This is a genomic window from Mesorhizobium sp. A623, assembly GCF_054489405.1.
In genome coordinates, this window is record NZ_JBTMXB010000009.1 from 23,855 (window position 1) to 37,757 (window position 13,903).

General features: G+C 63.3%; 14 protein-coding genes. 1 reads left to right on the forward strand and 13 read right to left on the reverse strand.

The window, feature by feature from the left end; translation table 11 throughout:
* Nucleotides 1-93: 93 nt before the first annotated feature.
* Both ACX3P1_RS11345 and ACX3P1_RS11350 read right to left on the reverse strand, forming a co-directional pair.
* Nucleotides 94-726 carry a hypothetical protein gene (locus ACX3P1_RS11345; RefSeq protein ID WP_459079676.1) on the reverse strand — a complete coding sequence of 211 codons (633 nt, stop codon included), beginning with the start codon at nucleotides 724-726 and terminating at the stop codon, nucleotides 94-96.
* A 93-nt stretch (nucleotides 727-819) separates the two neighbouring features.
* On the reverse strand, nucleotides 820-1,575 hold the full coding sequence (locus tag ACX3P1_RS11350) for an SDR family NAD(P)-dependent oxidoreductase (protein WP_459079838.1): 756 nt from the start codon (nucleotides 1,573-1,575) through the stop codon (nucleotides 820-822).
* A 177-nt stretch (nucleotides 1,576-1,752) separates the two neighbouring features.
* On the opposite strand from ACX3P1_RS11350, the gene ACX3P1_RS11355 reads away from it, so the two are divergent.
* The gene (locus ACX3P1_RS11355) at nucleotides 1,753-2,175 is read left to right on the forward strand and encodes a DoxX family protein (RefSeq protein WP_459079677.1); all 423 of its coding nucleotides are present in this window, start codon (nucleotides 1,753-1,755) and stop codon (nucleotides 2,173-2,175) included.
* A 111-nt stretch (nucleotides 2,176-2,286) separates the two neighbouring features.
* Here the strand turns inward: ACX3P1_RS11355 and purF are convergent, their stop codons facing one another.
* From purF to ACX3P1_RS11410, 11 genes are all read right to left on the reverse strand, one after another.
* Nucleotides 2,287-3,756, reverse strand: a complete 1,470-nt coding sequence (gene purF / locus ACX3P1_RS11360; RefSeq protein ID WP_459079678.1) for an amidophosphoribosyltransferase — start codon at nucleotides 3,754-3,756, stop codon at nucleotides 2,287-2,289.
* Nucleotides 3,757-3,845: 89 nt separating this feature from the next.
* Nucleotides 3,846-4,481 (reverse strand): CvpA family protein, encoded by a 636-nt coding sequence (locus ACX3P1_RS11365; RefSeq protein ID WP_459079679.1) that lies wholly within the window; start codon nucleotides 4,479-4,481, stop codon nucleotides 3,846-3,848.
* 41 nt (nucleotides 4,482-4,522) lie between these two features.
* The gene (gene radA, locus ACX3P1_RS11370) at nucleotides 4,523-5,938 is read right to left on the reverse strand and encodes a DNA repair protein RadA (protein ID WP_459079680.1); all 1,416 of its coding nucleotides are present in this window, start codon (nucleotides 5,936-5,938) and stop codon (nucleotides 4,523-4,525) included.
* A 335-nt stretch (nucleotides 5,939-6,273) separates the two neighbouring features.
* The gene (locus tag ACX3P1_RS11375; protein ID WP_459079681.1) at nucleotides 6,274-7,764 is read right to left on the reverse strand and encodes a replicative DNA helicase; all 1,491 of its coding nucleotides are present in this window, start codon (nucleotides 7,762-7,764) and stop codon (nucleotides 6,274-6,276) included.
* 215 nt (nucleotides 7,765-7,979) lie between these two features.
* Complete coding sequence (locus tag ACX3P1_RS11380) at nucleotides 7,980-8,951, reverse strand: small ribosomal subunit Rsm22 family protein (RefSeq protein ID WP_459079682.1); 972 nt, start codon at nucleotides 8,949-8,951, stop codon at nucleotides 7,980-7,982.
* 1 nt (nucleotide 8,952) lies between these two features.
* Entirely contained in the window at nucleotides 8,953-9,276 is a 324-nt protein-coding gene (locus ACX3P1_RS11385) for a YnfA family protein (RefSeq protein ID WP_459079683.1), read from the reverse strand.
* Between the two features lie 163 nt (nucleotides 9,277-9,439).
* Nucleotides 9,440-10,753: a class I SAM-dependent methyltransferase gene (locus ACX3P1_RS11390; protein ID WP_459079684.1), complete on the reverse strand. Its 1,314-nt coding sequence runs from the start codon at nucleotides 10,751-10,753 to the stop codon at nucleotides 9,440-9,442.
* Nucleotides 10,754-10,921: 168 nt separating this feature from the next.
* Complete coding sequence (gene rplI, locus ACX3P1_RS11395) at nucleotides 10,922-11,500, reverse strand: 50S ribosomal protein L9 (protein WP_459079685.1); 579 nt, start codon at nucleotides 11,498-11,500, stop codon at nucleotides 10,922-10,924.
* Nucleotides 11,501-11,705: 205 nt separating this feature from the next.
* Nucleotides 11,706-11,954: a 30S ribosomal protein S18 gene (gene rpsR, locus ACX3P1_RS11400; RefSeq protein WP_006203718.1), complete on the reverse strand. Its 249-nt coding sequence runs from the start codon at nucleotides 11,952-11,954 to the stop codon at nucleotides 11,706-11,708.
* Nucleotides 11,954-12,436 carry a 30S ribosomal protein S6 gene (rpsF, locus tag ACX3P1_RS11405; protein WP_459079686.1) on the reverse strand — a complete coding sequence of 161 codons (483 nt, stop codon included), beginning with the start codon at nucleotides 12,434-12,436 and terminating at the stop codon, nucleotides 11,954-11,956. The genes rpsR and rpsF overlap by 1 nt, the downstream gene beginning before the upstream one ends.
* 267 nt (nucleotides 12,437-12,703) lie before the next feature.
* A complete protein-coding gene (locus ACX3P1_RS11410) occupies nucleotides 12,704-13,888 on the reverse strand; it encodes an MFS transporter (RefSeq protein ID WP_459079687.1) in 1,185 nt (394 codons plus the stop codon).
* Between the last annotated feature and the right edge of the window lie 15 nt (nucleotides 13,889-13,903).

Sequence of the window (13,903 nt, forward strand, 5' to 3'; positions counted from 1 at the left end):
AATCCGGTTTCGAGGAAAAAGACGCAGAAAATCAAACAACCCGCCGAAGCCGTTCTTGTCCGGCGCGAACCGGGCGCGGCTGAGGCGATCTGGCTATTTTGCCGCGAAGCAATAGAACAGGCCGTCGCCGCCGGTCCCTTTCAGGGCTTCCTGGCTGCAGCCGCCGCGCGATGCGTGCGAGGAATTCCATGACTTGGCCGCTGCCGAATCATCGAGCCCGGTACGGTCGGAATGCCCCATCATGGCAACACCCTCCGCGCCGCTCATGGTCCAGTCGCCGCAGGTCTGGTCGGCAATGCGGGTGCCGTCCGGCTTGGAGCCGGTCAGGATGTCGTGCCGGTTCGGCTTATCGCCGCGACCGTTGACGACTTCGCCCTTTTCGTTCAGCGCTGTCTGCTTGGTCAGCTTATTGGCGTCGGAGTGCAGCGAGGCGACGTCGTCGGCGATCTTTTCGCCCTTGGTGTTGAACCACGGTCCCGCACCGATCCGGTCGCGGGCATCGGTATCGCTGGTGGAAAGATAGGCATGCCATTTCTTGCCGGTGACGCCTGCCGCCTCCGCCAGCATTGTGCAATGCGCATCGGCGCCGGCAAGGCCACCGAGGTCGGCCCCTTTGCCGGAACCCTGGCTGGTGACGAAGAAGCTTGTGGTCGTGTCTTGCGAATAGGCGGTGCCGCTCAGGGCAAGGAGGGCGGTGGCTGCTGTGGCGAGAAGCAATCTGCGCATCGTCGTTCTCCGCGTTGGGTGCCTTTCGGGCAATCCTACCAAAGTTTGCCCTGCCTGCCTATCGCGGTGTCGCTGCCTGCAAGCCCTGCCTGCCTATTCAGGCTGCCGGTAGGAAACCCAGCGGTCGTGCCTGGCCTGGTAGATCTGGCCGGTCCTGGTCAGCGAAGGGCTGGCCATCGGCACGATGCGGGCAGCGACTTCCGAAGGATGCGGCAGCGTCTCCGGGTCCTCGCCCGGCATGGCTTGCGCGCGCATGCCGGTGCGCGTCGCGCCCGGATCAGCGGCATTGATCCTGAGCGGTATGTTCTCGGCTTCCGCCGCCCATGAGCGCGTCAGCGTTTCCACCGCGGCCTTGGAGGCGGCGTAGGGACCCCAGAAGGCACGCGCCGAATGCGCCGCGTTGGAGGAAAGCACGATGGCGCGCCCGGCATCGGAAAGCCTGAGCAACGGATCGACGGAGCGGATCAGCCGCCAGGTCGAGGTGACATTGACGGTCATCACCTTCTCGAAGGTTTTCGCCTCGACATGGCCGATCGGCGAGATGACGCCGAGCACGCCGGCATTGGCGACCAGGATGTCGAGCTTGCCCCAGCGCTCGTGGATCGCCCCGCCTAGCCGGTCGATACCCTCCATGTCCGCGAGGTCGAGCGGCACCAGCGTCGCTTCGCCCTTGCCCGTCCGGGCGCGCTCGGCCTTGATCTCGTCGTCCAGTTCCTCCAGCCCGCCCACTGTGCGCGCGACCGCAATGACATGCGCGCCGGCGGCGGCCATCTGCTTGGCGATGAAATAGCCGATGCCGCGCGAAGCCCCGGTGACGAGCGCGATGCGGTTGGTGAGGTCAAGGCTCATGCGGACATCCAGTTCAGGCTGCTCGAGAATGCAGACCAGATAGGACGAATCGATCACAAACGGAACCCTGCCGGGTCGCAGTTGTGCCAAGCGCCTGCGACATTTCCGCTGGCCCTTGTCGGGAACGCGTGTGTATCAGCGTCCTTGGTCTAAATACTGATCAAAGGAAATGGATCGATGAGCAGAACCGTTGCAATCCTGGCCGCAAGGCTGATTTTCGCAGGCATGTTCGCGATGGCGACGACCTTCAAGTTTTCGGGGATGGACGCTACTGCCAGCTACATCGCGGCGGCGGGGTTCCCGTTCCCGCTGCTTCTGGCATGGCTGGCCGCCATCTTTGAAGTCGCGCTGGTGCTCGCCTTCCTGACTGGAGCTTTCTTCTCGGAAGCGGCGCTGCTGGCGGCGATCTATGTGATCTTCCTGGCCTTCGCCTTCCACGGCCCGTCCTATTGGAAGGCCAATCAGGGCGAGTTCGGCTTCTTCGTCGATCACTTCACGTTCCTGGCAGGGCTGCTGTTTGCGGCCGCCCACGGCCCCGGACGGCAATTCGCCATCCACCGGGGCTTCATCTGGCAGCGTGAAATCGCTGCCACGCCGTGATTGGGAACCCTAAAGCATCGGACCGAAAAGTGGAATCCGGTTTTCGGGTTATTCCGATGCTCACTTAAAGAGTTAGATCGTCCTTTGTGCGTCCTGAGGGCGCACGGCGATCTAAAGCCCGCCCGTCGCCAGCAGCGACAGCGTACGGACATTGTCATGCCCTTCGAAATCGGCAAGGCGGGTCGGATACTGCTCGGTGAAACAGGCATCGCAAAACTGCGGCTGTTCGCCGTTGCGGCTCTGTTCGCCGACTGCGCGGTAAAGCCCGTCGATCGACAGGAAGCCCAGCGAATCGACGCGGATGAACTCCGCCATCTCCTCGACCGTCATGCGCGAAGCGAGCAGCTTGGATTTTTCCGGCGTGTCGACGCCGTAGAAGCAGGAAGCCCGCGTCGGCGGCGAGGCGATGCGCATATGCACTTCCTTCGCGCCCGCCTCGCGCACCATCTGCACGATCTTCTGGCTGGTGGTGCCGCGCACGATGGAATCGTCGACCAGCACCACGCGCTTGCCCTCGATCATGCGCCGGTTGGCGTTGTGCTTCAGCTTGACGCCCATGTGGCGAATGGAATCGCCGGGCGAAATGAAGGTGCGCCCGACATAGTGGTTGCGGATGATGCCGAGTTCGAACGGGATGCCGGCTTCCTGCGAAAAGCCAAGCGCCGCCGGCGTACCTGAATCCGGCACCGGCACGACGATGTCGGCTTCGACCGGGCTTTCCCGCGAAAGTTCCGCGCCGATGCGCTTGCGCACGTCATAGACATTGCGGCCCTCGACCGAGGAGTCGGGCCGGGAGAAATAGACATATTCGAAGATGCAGAACCGGGTTTTCTTCGGCTCGAACGGATAAAGGCTCTCAAGGCCACTGGCGGTGACGACGACCATTTCGCCGGGCTGCACGTCGCGCACGAAGCGCGCGCCGATGATGTCGAGCGCGCAGGTTTCGGAGGCGAGGATAAAGGCGCCGTCGAGATCGCCGAGAACCAGCGGCCGGATGCCCAGCGGATCGCGGCAGCCGATCATCTTCTTGGAAGACATGGCCACCAGCGAGAACGCGCCTTCCACCTGCCGCACCGCATCGATGAAGCGCGCGTTGAGGTCGCGTTCCTTGCTCATCGCCACCAGATGCAGGATCGTCTCGGTGTCCGAGGTGGAGGAAAAGATGGCGCCCTGTTTCTGCAGCGTGCGCTGCACGGTCATGGCGTTGGTCAGATTGCCGTTATGGGCGACCGCGAAGCCGCCGTCGGCAAGCTCGGCGAAGAAGGGCTGGATGTTGCGCAGGCCCGCCCCGCCAGTCGTGGCATAGCGCGTATGACCGATGGCGCGGTCGCCCTTGAGGCTGTCGATGACACGCTGCTTGGTGAAGGTATCGCCGATCAGGCCGACATGGCGCTCGACGTGGAACTGGGTGCCGTCATAGGAAACGATGCCCGCCGCTTCCTGGCCGCGATGCTGGAGTGCATGCAGCCCAAGCGTGACGATGGCCGCGGCGTCCTGCCGGCCGAAAATGCCGAACACACCGCATTCGTCGTGGAAATGATCGTCCGCTTCCGCGCCAAGCACATTATCTGCGTCTGCCATTGGGCCGAAGCTCCCGCTAAAACAGCTATATAAGCCACGAAACGGTCAGAAACAACGCAAAGGCGCGTGTTCTCCGGTGTGGATTGCGATCAATTTGCCGGCTGCGGCGCGTCTTCGCTATCGTCGGGCGCGGGCGTGCCGCTATCGTCGCCTTGCGCCGGCGCTTGCACGCCGGGGACGGGTTGTGTCTCCGTGCCGGTCTGCGGTTCTGCGATTGCGCCGTTCAGGCGCTTGAGGATCGAGTTTTCCGGGTCTTCCGGCAACATACTTTCGATCTTGGTGCCGATCGATTCAAGCAGGGGGCGCGACTTGGCCCCGGAAATCCAGGCAGGGGCCTTGTCGCCGGCCAGCCAGTTGAAGAACATCAACGCGACGGCGACGACCAGAATGCCGCGCGCCGCACCGTACAGGAAGCCGAGCGTGCGGTCGAGCGCGCCGACCCGCGAATCGATGATCCAGTCGGCGAGCTTCATGGTGACGACCGTGACCACGATCAGCGCGATGATGAAGACGATGCCCGCCGCCGCCGCCATCGCCACCTTGTCGTTGTCGATATAGGGCTGAACGTAGGGAACCACCGGCTTGTAGAAGAAGAAAGCTGCTGCCGCCGCCGCGGCCCACGAGACCACGGAAAGAACCTCGCGCGAAAAGCCGCGCACCATGGCCAGCATCGCCGAAACGAGGGTGAAGCCGACCAGAATTCCGTCAAGCAGCGTAATCGGCATCGTGTTCGCCTCACTCAAGTGTCATCGCATGAAGCGACGGATCAATCTTCCTCGGCCGCGCGGCTGCGGCGCGTGCCGGCGATGCGGGCCACGAGATCGGCCAGATCGGTTGGCCGGAATGCGCCAGCCCCGATGCCGCTGGCCACTTCCTCGCTGCCTTTCGAACTGCCCAAGGGCAATACCGCGCTTCCAAATCCCAATTTTTCGGCTTCCTTGAGGCGCTGCTGCGCATGCGCAACCGGCCTCACGGCGCCCGACAGGCTGATTTCGCCGAAATAGACGCAATCGGCGGGAAGGGCAAGGCCGGTAAGCGAGGAAACAAGTGCTGCCGCGACCGCCAGGTCGGCGGCAGGCTCACGGATGCGGTAGCCGCCGGCGACATTGAGATAGACGTCGTGCTGGCCGAACTTCACGCCGCAATGCGCTTCCAGCACGGCCAAAATCATGGAAAGCCGTGCTCCGTCCCAGCCGACGACCGCGCGGCGCGGCGTGCCGAGCGAGGAGGGGGCGACAAGCGCCTGGATTTCGACCAGCACGGGCCGCGTGCCCTCCATGCCGGCGAAAACGGCGGCACCCGGCGACTTGGCATGGCGTTCGCCCAGGAAAAGCTCGGACGGATTGGCGACTTCGCGCAGGCCCTTGTCCGACATTTCGAACACGCCGATCTCGTCGGTCGGCCCAAAGCGGTTCTTCACCGTGCGCAGGATACGGTAGTGGTGGCCGCCTTCACCTTCGAAATAAAGCACCGCGTCGACCATGTGCTCGACCACGCGCGGTCCGGCGATCTGGCCTTCCTTGGTGACGTGGCCGACGAGCACGATCGCGGCTCCCGTCGATTTCGCATAGCGGATCATCGCCTGGGCCGCGGCGCGCACCTGCGTGACGGTGCCGGGCGCCGAATCGGCAAGGTCGGTCCACAGCGTCTGGATCGAATCGAGGATGAGGAGGTCGGGACGCTTGCCATCCGCGATGGTCGCCAGAATATCCTCGACATTGGTTTCTGCCGCGAGTTCGACCGGACTTCCGGCGACGCCGAGACGCTGCGCGCGCAGCCGGATCTGGGCGACGGCTTCCTCGCCCGAGACATAGACGACGCGGTGGCCTTTTTCCGCAAGCGCCGCCGCCGCCTGCGTCAGCAGGGTCGACTTGCCGATGCCGGGGTCGCCGCCGACCAACAGAGCCGAGCCGCGAACGAAGCCGCCGCCGGTGGCGCGGTCGAGTTCGCCGATGCCCGAGACGATGCGCGGCGCGTCCTCGATTTCGCCCGACAGGGTGGTCAGCACCACCGCGCGGCCCTTGCGCGCATTACGCGTCGAGGCCGGGCCGGAGCCGATGCCGCCCGCCGTGCCTTCCTCGACCAGCGTGTTCCACTCGCCGCAGGCGTCGCACTTGCCGGCCCAGCGCTGATGCACCGAGCCACAATTCTGGCAGATGAACTGGATGCGGGATTTAGCCACGGCAGGGGGGTGCCGAAGGGGAGGGTGCGCGTCGAGTGAAAGCGGCCGAGTGGCCGAGGTTGCGAACCGCAAGAGCGGATAGGTTTGCGGGACAGCACCCCTCTCTGTCCTGCCGGACATCTCCCCCACAAGGGGGGAGATCATGCGTTTCAGCTTCGTCGCTCGTTCTGCAACGTCGGCGATTGGGCAGGACAGCCGTGACGGCTGATCTCCCCCCTTGTGGGGGAGATGTCCGGCAGGACAGAGAGGGGTGCTGTCCCGCTGTCATTTCAAAAAGGACAGGCAAGCCTAGTGCGCCAACCCGGACTTCTATCTTGTGACGAGCCGTCAAGGTGCTACTCGAACCGTTCCGCGATGTGGTGCTCTTCGGCGAGGTCGGAGAAGCGGGTGAATTCGCCCTGGAAGGCGAGGCTGACGGAACCGGTCGGGCCGTGGCGCTGCTTGGCCACGATCACCTCGGCCTTGCCGCGCATGTCGTTCATCTCCATTTCCCACTTGATGTATTCCTCGGTGCCGGGCTTGGGCTCCTTGTTTTTCAGGTAATATTCCTCGCGGTACACGAACATCACCACGTCGGCGTCCTGCTCGATCGAGCCCGATTCGCGCAAGTCGGACAGTTGCGGGCGCTTGTCGTCGCGGCTTTCGACTTGGCGCGACAGCTGCGACAGTGCGATGATCGGAACCGAAAGTTCCTTGGCCAGCGCCTTCAGCCCGGTGGTGATTTCGGTGATTTCCTGCACGCGGTTCTGCGAAGCCTTGGCGCTCGACCCCTGCATGAGCTGGATATAGTCGATGACGATGACGTCGAGGCCGCGTTGGCGCTTCAGCCGCCGGGCGCGCGCCGAAAGTTGGGCGATGGAGATGCCGCCCGTCTGGTCGATGAACAGCGGAATTTTCTGCATGGTCTGCGAACAGGCGACCAGCTTTTCAAAGTCCATTTCGGTGATTTCGCCGCGCCGGATTTTCGACGACGGTATTTCCGTCTGCTCGGAAATGATGCGGGTGGCGAGCTGTTCCGACGACATTTCGAGCGAGAAGAAGCCGACGACGCCGCCGTTCGCGGCCTTGAACGAGCCGTCCGCCTGTTGCGCCGGCACATAGGCTTCGGCGATATTGAAGGCCATGTTGGTGGCGAGCGAGGTTTTGCCCATGCCCGGCCGGCCCGCGATGATGATAAGGTCGGAGGGCTGCAGGCCGCCCATGCGGCTGTCGAGATCGCGCAGGCCGCAGGCGATGCCGGACAGGTGCCCGTCGCGCATATAGGCGGCATTGGCCATGTCGACGGCGGTTTTCACGGCATCGGTGAAACTCTCGAAGCCGCCATCGTATCGGCCGGTTTCCGCCAGTTCGAACAAACGCCGCTCGGCGTCCTCGATCTGTTCGGACGGGGCCATGTCGACCGGCGCGTCATAGGCGATGTTGACCATGTCCTCGCCAACCGTAATCAGCGCGCGCCGCGTGGCGAGGTCGTAGATGGCACGGCCGTAATCGGAGGCGTTGATGACGGTCACGGCCTCGGCGGCGAGGCGAGCCAGATAATGCGCGACCGTCATGTCTCCGACCTTTTCGTCGGCCGGCAGGAAGGTTTTTATCGTCACCGGATTGGCCATCTTGCCCATGCGGATCAGCTCGGCCGAGACGTCGAAAATCTTGCGGTGCAGCGGCTCGTAGAAATGACCGGACTTCAGGAAGTCCGAAACGCGGTAGAAGGCGTCGTTGTTGACCAGCATCGCGCCCAGCAACGCCTGCTCGGCCTCGATGTTGTTCGGCGCTTCCCGATAAAGCGGTTGTTCCGCGACCTCGAATTTGCGCGCTGCCTCTGCCATGCCGTCCCCGATTCTTGTCTCCCTATCTGATAGCAGAACGCGGCGAGCCGGTGCTGGAATATCTGCCTCGGGGCCGCTTGAACCGCCGCTATTCACAGCCGGACGGCATCCGTGGAAAGAATCCCGTTGACTCGAATCGGCGTTGCTGCCCCGCCCCAGCAATACTAGAACAAACAAAGAACAATCTGCAAGCAGATTCCGACTTGCCGGTTGCGTCAATCGGAAAGGGCGTCACCCCAGTCGGCGCGCCGCGCGCTTTTGAATGTCGCGCCGTCGCGCTTGGTGAACAGAAGCTCCGTGGCATCGCCGCCGGGCTGGCACAGCTTGAGCAGAACCTTGCCGGAGCCGGATTTCGGCGGCGCCAGCACCCTTGGCCGGCGCATCTCGGCGGGTTGGCGCGAGGCGGCGACGAAAATGTATTTCTCGTCTTCCCACGGAACTTCGGCGTCCTTGGCAAGCCTGTGCAGGCGCGAACGGGCGACGCGGCGCGCGAAGTGGCACCAGTCGGGGGCCATGATCGGGCAGGGTTTTTCGTGCGGGCAAGGCGCCAGCAGATGCGCGCCCGCGTCGATCAACTGCTGGCGAACGGCAAGTATGCGCTGCCAGCCGGCCGGCGTGCCGGGCTCGACGATCAAAAGCGTGTCCGCCGTCAGCGCCCACAACCGCTCAATCAGCTTGGGCCGCGATGCCGGCACCATCTCGTCCAGCACATAGGCGGCGGTGACGAGGTCCGCTGCCGCAGCGCCGGCGAGATCGATGGTCGCGTCCCCGCTCAGCCAGGTAATTTTGGTGTCGAAAGTGCCCTCGGCGGCGAGATGCTCGCCGATTTTTCTGGCCGGGCCGCTCGCTTCCAGCAGGGTTGCCTGGTGCAGACCGGGCCAGAGATTGGCGGTCGCCCATACAACGGTGCCGGGACCCGCGCCGATATCGAGCAGCGTCTGGGGCGAGAAATCGGGCCGCGCCTCGCTCACCGCTTCAAGGCAGGTCCGCACGGCGGCGTAGGTAGCCGGCAGGCGCGTCGCCAGATAGGCCTTGACCGCAAGTTCTTCGGCCATGTGCAGGCGGCCGTCGCGCGTTTCGGCGCGGTAGCGGTCGGACAGCGTTTTCGCCGCCTGCCGAAGTACCGGCAATGGGGTGCTTTCAAGCAAGGCATCGACCGCCTGCCGAAGCGGTGCTGGAAGCTCCATCCTATGCCCCCCGTGGAGCAAGCAGGATAACCGATGCGCCGCCGACGCAAAGGGCGGCTCCCAGGAAATCGAAACGGTCGGGCCGCATGCCTTCGGCCAGCCACAGCCAGCCAAGCGAGACCGCGATATAGATGCCGCCATAGGCCGCGTAGGCGCGGCCCGCCGCATCGACCTGAACCTGCGCCAGAAGCCAGGCGAACAGGATAAGCAGGGCAATGCCGGGTATTAGCCATAGCGGCGATTTTTCCAGCCGCCACCATGCCCAGACGGAAAAGCAGCCGGCAATTTCCGCCAGCGCAGCGGCGATATAGAGAAAATAACGCATCGACGGACCCCGCAATTGCGAAGCCTTATCGACCGCAAATGCCGTGCTTGGCAAGCGTCGGTGTCGGCAGGCGGGGCAGCGAGTCTGGGCCGGAAAAATCGCTCCCCTCTCCGCGACCGACCGGTTTCGACGGCAGCCGCGTCTATGCACCTTGCGGAGCGCACTATTTGGTGCGCGAAACCTTGCGTCGGCCGGCGGGTTTGGCTGCGTGCGTGTCGCCCGACGTGGCCGCGGCTTCACCGGGCTGATGGCCCATTTCGTGCATCGTCAATGCCTTCTCGCACTTGCCGATATAGTCGCGTGTTACGGGCAGAACGTCGTTTTTGCGGGTCAACTGGATCTGGAAATTGACCAGATCCTGCCAGCGGAACGAGGCCTCCGAACCGCAGAGGTAAAATTCCCACATGCGGCAGAAGCGCTCGTCATAGATCGCCTTGACCTTGTCGCGGTTGGCCATGAAGCGTTCACGCCAGTTTTTCAGCGTCTCGGCGTAGTGCAGCCGCAGGATTTCCACGTCGGTAGTGGCCAGCCCCGATTTCTCGATATGCGGGGTCACTTCCGACAGCGCCGGAATATAGCCGCCGGGAAAAATATATTTTCGGATGAAGGCGCTGGTCGTGGTCGGCGGCGCGGTACGGCCGATCGTATGCAGCAGCATGACGCCGTCGGGCTTCAGCAGCGTTGCGCATTTGTCAAAGAAGGTCCGGTATTGCGTGACGCCGACATGCTCGAACATGCCGACCGAGACGATGCGGTCAAAGCGCTCCGACAGATCGCGGTAGTCGCGCAATTCGAAGTGGACGCTGTTTTCCAGCCCCGCCGCGCGGGCGCGCTCGGTCGCCACCTGATGCTGTTCGGTCGACAGCGTCACGCCCAGCACTTCGGCGTCGAAGGTCTTGGCGATGTACAGCGCCAGCCCGCCCCAGCCACAGCCGATATCGAGCACCGTCTGCCCCGGCTTGATGCGCAGCTTTGCCGCTATGTGCTGCTTCTTGGCCAGTTGCGCAGCTTCCAGCGTCATGTCCGGGTTTTCGAAATAGGCGCAGGAATACTGCATGTCCTCGTCGAGGAAGAGCTTGTAGAGATCGCCCGACAGGTCGTAATGGCGCTCGACATTGCGCTTGGAGCGCCGCTCGGTATTCCATTGCTGCAACGGCCGCGCCGTCATCCGGGCGGAGTTCAGCAGCTTGCCCCAGGTCGAGTCGGTCCACGAAATGCCGATATTATCGTATACGAGGTGCAGGAAGCTGAGGATGTCGCCTTCGACGAAGTCCAGTTCCTGGTCCATGTAGGCTTCGGGGATGCCGAGCGTCGGGTGAAGGGTGATTGCCCTTTCAGCGTGGCGGGTGTGGATGACCATATGCGTCCGCTCGCCGCTGCCGTCGCCAAACCGTCGCGTGACGCCGTTGGGGCCGGTCATGCTGAGATTTCCGGTATGGACGATGCGCTCCACGATGCGTTGAAGTAGGAGGTTCATGACTAGCCCTCATGCAGAAAGCGTTGTGTGGCTCGATTGTGCTAAAAGCAGAAGGCGTTGAAAAGTTCCAGTTCGACAAAAAACCCGGGCACGAGGCCCGGGTTTTTGGTCCAGAAATCGCTTTCTGGCGGTAAAAGGTTGAAAGTCGGAGATAAAAAGGCCTTGGGCCTATTCCTCGTCGCCTTCGCCCATTTCGTTCGGATCGAAGAAATTGTCCGGGCGGGCATTGTCGTTGATGTCTTCGCCGTAGATGGCTTCGGCGGTGGTCAGCGTCTCGCCCTTGGACTGGCGCTCGGCTTCGTCCGCGGTGCGCGCGATGTTGAGCGTGATGGTAACTTCGACTTCCGGATGCAGCGCAACGGCCACATTGGTCAGGCCGATGGTCTTGATCGGGTGGTTGAGCTCGATCTGGTTGCGGTTGATCGTGAAGCCCTCAGCGATTAGCAGGTCGGCGATGTCGCGGGTCGAAACGGAGCCGTAGAGCTGGCCTGTTTCGCCGGCCGAACGCACGGCCACGAAGCTCTTGCCGTCAAGCGTTTCGGCAACGTGTTCGGCTTCCGACTTGCGTTCCAGGTTGCGAGCTTCGAGCTGGACGCGCTGGCCTTCGAACTTGGCCTTGTTGACGGTGTTGGCGCGCAGCGCCTTGCCCTTGGGCAGCAGGAAGTTACGGCCGAAACCGTCCTTGACCTTGACGGTGTCGCCCATCTGGCCGAGGCGGGCGACGCGTTCGAGAAGAATGACGTCCATGATCTTGTCCTTTGTCTAGCGCCCCAGGGGGCAGACGAAATGAACAGGTCAGGAAGCAAAAGGGCGCGTGGCGCCGGTGTCGCTGTCCTGCCTGTGGCGGCAGTTAGAGGCAGTTCGCCTCAACTCGGGATTTTGAATTTCAACCGGCCATGCCCGTCATGGTCGGAGAAAGACAGCGGGCGCGGACGCCCGCCGTCGAAAAAAATCAGCGAACCACGTAGGGCAGCAGGCCGAGGAAACGGGCGCGCTTGATCGCCTTGGCGAGTTCGCGCTGCTTCTTCTGGCTGACGGCGGTGATGCGCGAGGGCACGATCTTGCCGCGCTCGGAAATGTAGCGCTGCAAGAGACGCACGTCCTTGTAGTCGATCTTCGGAGCATTGGCGCCGGAGAACGGGCAGGTCTTGCGACGGCGATGGAAAGGACGCCGGGTCGGGATCTGGTTGATGTCGACCATTATTCTGCGTTCCCTTCAAAGCTGCGCTGCGGGCGAGGGCCACGGTCGCCGCCGCCATCGCGGTCGCCGCCGAAGCTGCGGGCCGGACGATCGCCGCGATCACGGTCGCCGAACGAACGCGGGCCGCGATCGCCGAAGCTGCCGCGCTCGGAACGCTCTTCGCGCTTCTGCATCATGGCCGACGCGCCTTCCTCGTGCTTCTCGACCTTGACGGTCAGAAAGCGCAGGATGTCCTCGGACAGGCCCATCTGGCGCTCCATTTCCTTGAGAGCTTCCGGCGGGGTGGTGAGGTCCATGAGCGTGTAGTAAGCCTTCCGGTTCTTGTTGACCCGGTAGGTGAGGGACTTCAGTCCCCAGTTCTCGATCCGGCCGACCGAACCGCCGCCTGCCTCGATGACACCCTTGAAACGCTCAACGAGTTCATCGACCTGCTGCTGCGACAGATCCTGCCTGGAAAGGAACACATGTTCGTATAGAGCCATATTGTTCTCATACCTTTCTTCGTTTCTCTTCCGGTCCCGGCGGCGAGAGCCTCTGCGATTTCTCTGACCCGGCAATCCTTGTGCAGGAAACGGGGAAGAAAGGCGCAAACGAGATGGTCGAGAGCGGAGACACGGGAGGCGGAAGCACTTTTTGGCTTCACGCGGCGATTTCTTGCGAAAGCGCCGGCCCTCCGTTCAGCCCCCAGCTAGGACCGGCAGATTGCGGGCGTCTATACAGTAATTCTGGCGCAAGGCAAGCGTGCCGGCTCAGCGTCGGGCGGCTGTGACGATCAGCCGCCCGACCGCCAGCACGATATAGGCGCCGAAGAACAGGGCCAGCGCCCAGCCGAAGCCGTTCGGGCCGAAAATATCCATGCCGATGCCGATCGCCTGCGGTCCCAGCACCATGCCGACACCGTAGCATAAAACGAAGGCTGCATTGGCCGACGCCAGTTCGTGGCCGGAAAGCTTGGAACCGAGATGTGCCAGGCCCACCGTGTACATGGCCGCGACCACGCCGCCCCACACGAACAGCAACGACGCCATCAGATGCCAGTTGGCGGCAAACAGCGGCATGCATGCAGCGCCGGCAAGGCCGACGACTGCGCAGACAAGCAGCAGGTAGCGGCGATCTTTGACGTGGTCGCTGATCATGCCGATGGGAATTTGCAGCAGCACGTTGCCGAGCCCGATCATGGTCAAAAGCAGGGCCGCGTCCGCTTCCGAATAGCCGATGCGGCTGCCATAGATGGGGAACAGAGCGAAGCCACCGGTCTCGATCGCGCCGAATACCAGCACGGCGGCCGTCGCCGTGGGCACCAGCCAGATATAGCGCAGGAAGCCGCTTGTGCCTTCGCCGGTTGGGTGGATGGGCGGGCTTTCGTTGCGTGCCATCAGTACGGGGATCGCGGCCAGCGTCACCAGCAGGAAGGTGACGCCGAAAGGCAGGAAGCCGCCGCTGCCGAGGCGTGAAAACAGCCAGGGACCCGCCGCGAAGCCGAGCGATAGGACGGTGGCGTAGCAGCCGAGAACGAGGCCGCGCCGACGCGGCGGGGCCGACGTGCTGATCCAGAATTCGGACAGGATGAACAGGATCGTCAGCGAGATGTGCAACGCCACGCGCAGCGGAAACCACATCCAGAAGTCGGGCGCGAAATAGAATCCGACAAAGGCGAACGCGCCGGCGGCGATCGCCGCCAGCATCGTCCAGGCAACGCCGAAGCGCTGCGCCAGCGGCGTCGCCATTGGCGCGCCGGCAATCGAGGCAAGGCCGGCGATCGCCGTATTGAGGCCGATCATCGTTGCCGAATGGCCCCGCGATTCGAGAATCACGCTGAGCAGCGGTACGCCGAGGCCGATGGCGATGCCGACCACGCTGATCGCCGAAATCGCGGCGATCATCGGCAACCAGTGGATTTGTTCGTCAGCCTGCGGCGTGGTGTCGACCGTCATGAAAATTGGGCGCCT

What these genes read in the sequence shown, in the direction of transcription:
- ACX3P1_RS11380 (WP_459079682.1), bottom strand. Translation starts at nt 8,951, where the DNA reads ATGGAGCTTCCAGCACCGCTTCGGCAGGCGGTCGATGCCTTGCTTGAA.
- ACX3P1_RS11385 (WP_459079683.1), bottom strand. Translation starts at nt 9,276, where the DNA reads ATGCGTTATTTTCTCTATATCGCCGCTGCGCTGGCGGAAATTGCCGGC.
- ACX3P1_RS11365 (WP_459079679.1), bottom strand. Translation starts at nt 4,481, where the DNA reads ATGCCGATTACGCTGCTTGACGGAATTCTGGTCGGCTTCACCCTCGTT.
- ACX3P1_RS11345 (WP_459079676.1), bottom strand. Translation starts at nt 726, where the DNA reads ATGCGCAGATTGCTTCTCGCCACAGCAGCCACCGCCCTCCTTGCCCTG.
- ACX3P1_RS11410 (WP_459079687.1), bottom strand. Translation starts at nt 13,888, where the DNA reads ATGACGGTCGACACCACGCCGCAGGCTGACGAACAAATCCACTGGTTG.
- rplI (WP_459079685.1), bottom strand. Translation starts at nt 11,500, where the DNA reads ATGGACGTCATTCTTCTCGAACGCGTCGCCCGCCTCGGCCAGATGGGC.
- ACX3P1_RS11375 (WP_459079681.1), bottom strand. Translation starts at nt 7,764, where the DNA reads ATGGCAGAGGCAGCGCGCAAATTCGAGGTCGCGGAACAACCGCTTTAT.
- ACX3P1_RS11390 (WP_459079684.1), bottom strand. Translation starts at nt 10,753, where the DNA reads ATGAACCTCCTACTTCAACGCATCGTGGAGCGCATCGTCCATACCGGA.
- purF (WP_459079678.1), bottom strand. Translation starts at nt 3,756, where the DNA reads ATGGCAGACGCAGATAATGTGCTTGGCGCGGAAGCGGACGATCATTTC.
- ACX3P1_RS11350 (WP_459079838.1), bottom strand. Translation starts at nt 1,575, where the DNA reads ATGAGCCTTGACCTCACCAACCGCATCGCGCTCGTCACCGGGGCTTCG.
- ACX3P1_RS11355 (WP_459079677.1), top strand. Translation starts at nt 1,753, where the DNA reads ATGAGCAGAACCGTTGCAATCCTGGCCGCAAGGCTGATTTTCGCAGGC.
- rpsF (WP_459079686.1), bottom strand. Translation starts at nt 12,436, where the DNA reads ATGGCTCTATACGAACATGTGTTCCTTTCCAGGCAGGATCTGTCGCAG.
- rpsR (WP_006203718.1), bottom strand. Translation starts at nt 11,954, where the DNA reads ATGGTCGACATCAACCAGATCCCGACCCGGCGTCCTTTCCATCGCCGT.